The 3,143-nt window shown below is 64.5% G+C and carries 3 protein-coding genes; 1 reads left to right on the top strand and 2 read right to left on the bottom strand.

What is annotated here, in order from left to right; translation table 11 throughout:
- Together L0G76_RS15045 and L0G76_RS15040 are read right to left on the bottom strand one after the other, a co-directional pair.
- Nucleotides 1-453, bottom strand: a 453-nt coding sequence (locus L0G76_RS15045; protein ID WP_304357963.1) for a PadR family transcriptional regulator, incomplete at its 3' end; no start/stop codon positions are given.
- Between the two features lies 1 nt (nt 454).
- Nucleotides 455-904, bottom strand: coding sequence for a hypothetical protein (locus tag L0G76_RS15040; protein WP_009882163.1), 450 nt, complete (start codon nt 902-904; stop codon nt 455-457).
- 84 nt (nt 905-988) lie between these two features.
- Between L0G76_RS15040 and L0G76_RS15035 the strand changes: the two genes are divergently transcribed.
- Nucleotides 989-3,143, top strand: a 2,155-nt coding sequence (locus L0G76_RS15035; RefSeq protein WP_304357962.1) for an MMPL family transporter, incomplete at its 3' end; no start/stop codon positions are given.

The following is a 3,143-nucleotide window of genomic DNA, read 5'->3' as shown; positions in this document are numbered from 1 at the left end:
TGGGATTCCTTGTTGTTGATGGGGTGCTGGCTCTATGGGCGAGGGGGCGGCAGGCGAGGTAGTACACTCCTTGCCGGGAACACCACCCGGCAACTCCACGAGATTCTCCGCGATCCCGGCAAGATACCGCGTCCCGAGAGGCGTGAGCGAGAGGTCCTTCCGTTTCGCTCCCGTCCTCGGGGCGCTGGTATCGGCACTGGCCAAGAGTCCAGAATCCTGCAGCCGTTTGAGGGTCCTGTAAAGACCGCGCTCGGTCACGTGCCAGCCGGTGGCAGCGGTGACTTTCTCAGCAATGGCGGCGACTCCGATCGGCTGATGCTCGGCGACGATGGTCAGTGTGACCGGTGTGAGCATTGACTTCTTGTAGGTCTCGACCCAGCTGTCGACCTTATGGCTCAGCCACTCTTCGCTTTCAGTGAGCGGCTCTGTCGCGTCGCCATGCTGCGATGCCACCTCAGTCCTCCCAGCCGCGGCCGAGCACCGAGCCGAGGAGGTGAATGAGCAGTCCGAGGCCCCAAACCGCACTCATCACCAAGGTTGCTCCGAACCAGGAGGACCCGAGGAGTGAGTGCGCCACTGCTTGAACATCGTTGTCGCTGCCGGCGACGACTGCACGGACGACGGCGTGGGCGTTGAAGGATGTCGTCACTGCGACATAGGCGATGACATGGGCGATCACGAGTCCGAAGCGCACATGCAGCAGCTTCCGACGGTTGATCACGATCCATACCGCAATGCCGACGGCGACGACCGCGGTGAGGGCCCCAGCGAGGATTGTCACTGCACCGCCGGTCAGTGCGACGACGAACTGGATGATGATCATGGCGGCTATGAGCGTCAGGGCATAGGGCAGTAGGAGGGAACGGGCATTGGCTGTCTGTGGTGCCTGTGCTGTTGTGTCCATACTGGTACTGTACCAATGGTTCAGTGCCAAAGTGAAGAGCTGCGGAATAACTTCCGAGGTCGACTACTGGCGTACTCTGAGAACATGCCCCGCCACCTGCTCACGAGCACCCCTCCGGAGCCGCACCGGCCCGAATCCGAAATCCCCGTCGACTCGGCTCAGCCCACGAAGCAGCGCGCACCCATTCCCGCCCGCCGCTCTCTCATCGCACTCTTCGCCGTCCTTTTGGTCGCGTGGGTGGCCATCGCGGGAGTCGGTGGCCCCTACTTCGGCAAGATCTCCGAGGTCGCCACGAACGACCGGTCCTCCTTCCTGCCTGAATCGGCCGAGTCCACGAAGGCTCAGGCGCTCATCGACCAGTTCAGTGACCTCGACTATGTCCCGGCTATCGTCGTACTCGAAGACAAGGACGGGCTGAGCAAGGACAGTACGACTGAGCTCGAAGACCTGGCCGAGAGACTCGACGACGAAGGGCTGTTGGCAGCCGCCGCCTCGCCTGTCATCCCCTCCGAGGACGGTGAAGCGCTCGAGCTCATCCTCCCGGTCTCCACCGACACCACCGCCGATGACGTGGAGCAGATCCGCTCGATCATCGCTGGGACCTTCCCGATTGCCACCGCCGCCGATAGTCCCACCGGCGATGCCAACTCAATGCCCGCCTCGGCGGATGTGTACGTCACCGGTCCGGGCGGATTCTCCGCGGACCTCACCGAGGCCTTCGCTGGGATCGACGGCATACTCCTGCTCGTCGCGCTCATCGCGGTCTTCGTCATCCTCATCATCGTCTACCGTTCGCCTCTGCTGCCGGTCATCGTTCTGTTCACCTCGGTGGCGGCGCTCTCGGCCTCGATCTTCGTCATCTGGCACCTCGCGGATGCGGGAATCCTGCTCATCAACGGCCAAGTTCAGGGCATTCTGTTCATCCTGGTCGTCGGCGCCACCACTGACTACTCCCTCCTTGTGGTCGCCCGCTTCCGTGATGCGCTGCTGACCGAACGGGATCGAGTCAGAGCCGGACTGGCTGCGTTCAAGGGCGTCGTCGAGCCGATCGCGGCCTCTGGTGGGACCGTGATCGCCGGTCTTCTGGTTCTGCTGCTGACCGACCTGGCCTCGACTCGTGCGCTCGGCCCGGTGGCGGCGATCGGCATTCTGGTGGCGATGCTCGCGGCGCTGACATTCCTGCCCGCGGCTCTGATGGTCATCGGCCGGGCCGTGTTCTGGCCCTTCCGCCCGCAGGTGCGCACAACCAGCTCCGCACCAGCGAAGAAAGGTCTGTGGACTCGCATCGCCGAGGTGGTCGCTAAGCGTCCGCGCATCATCTGGATCGGTCTCGTCGTCCTCCTTGCCCTCCCGCTCATCGCGTTCCCCCAGTTCAAGGCCTCGGGCATCGCGCAGAGCGACTTCGTCCTCGGCGACTCCGAGGCCCGTGATGGCCAAGATGTGCTGTCCGAGCATTTCCCGGGCGGATCCGGCTCACCCACACAGATCGTGGTGGCGAAAGACCAGCTCGAGGATGCGGCGAAGGCGGTCGGCAGCCTCGGCGGGGTCGAATCGATGACCGTCGTCGCCGAAGAGTCACCCAGCGGGACGATCGCCATCGACGATGACGGGCAGCTGCAGGCACCGCAAGGTCAAGCACCGCAGGGCCAGGGCGCACCCGACTCGACCTCGACGCCTCCACCTTCACCCCCGGCACCTACCGAGGTCGACGGTCAGGTTCTCCTCGAAGCGACACTGACCGACCCCGCGGACTCCCTGGCCGCAGAGTCCACGGTCACCGACATCCGCGACGCTGTCCACAAGGTCGACTCCGAGACCCTGGTGGGCGGGGAGACCGCGGTCGACCTGGACACGAACACCACCGCCGAGGCGGACCGGACCCTGGCGATTCCACTCATCCTCATCGTCATCACCATCGTCCTCATCCTCCTGCTGCGCTCACTCGTGGCCCCGCTGCTGCTCGTGGCGCTGACGGTTCTCTCCTTCGGCACCGCTTTGGGTGTCTCCGCGCTGGTGTTCAACCACCTCATCGGCTTCCCCGGTGCCGATCCGTCGGTGCCGCTCTACGCATTCGTCTTCCTCGTCGCGTTGGGCATCGACTACAACATCTTCCTCATGTCCCGTGTCCGCGAGGAGTCGCTGCGCGTAGGCACCCGCAAGGGAGTACTGGAAGGGCTTGTGGCTACGGGCGGGGTCATCACCTCGGCGGGGATCGTGCTCGCCGCGACCTTCGCAGCGC

The sequence above is a fragment of the Brevibacterium picturae genome (genome assembly GCF_030453725.1).
GTDB classification, from domain to species: Bacteria; Actinomycetota; Actinomycetes; order Actinomycetales; family Brevibacteriaceae; genus Brevibacterium; species Brevibacterium sandarakinum_A.
The sequence above is the reverse complement of the archived record's forward strand: the minus strand, read 5'-3'. Positions and strand labels throughout refer to the sequence as shown.

Coding starts and splice junctions, on each gene's coding strand:
- L0G76_RS15040 (WP_009882163.1), bottom strand. CDS start 904: ATGGACACAACAGCACAGGCACCACAGACAGCCAATGCCCGTTCCCTC.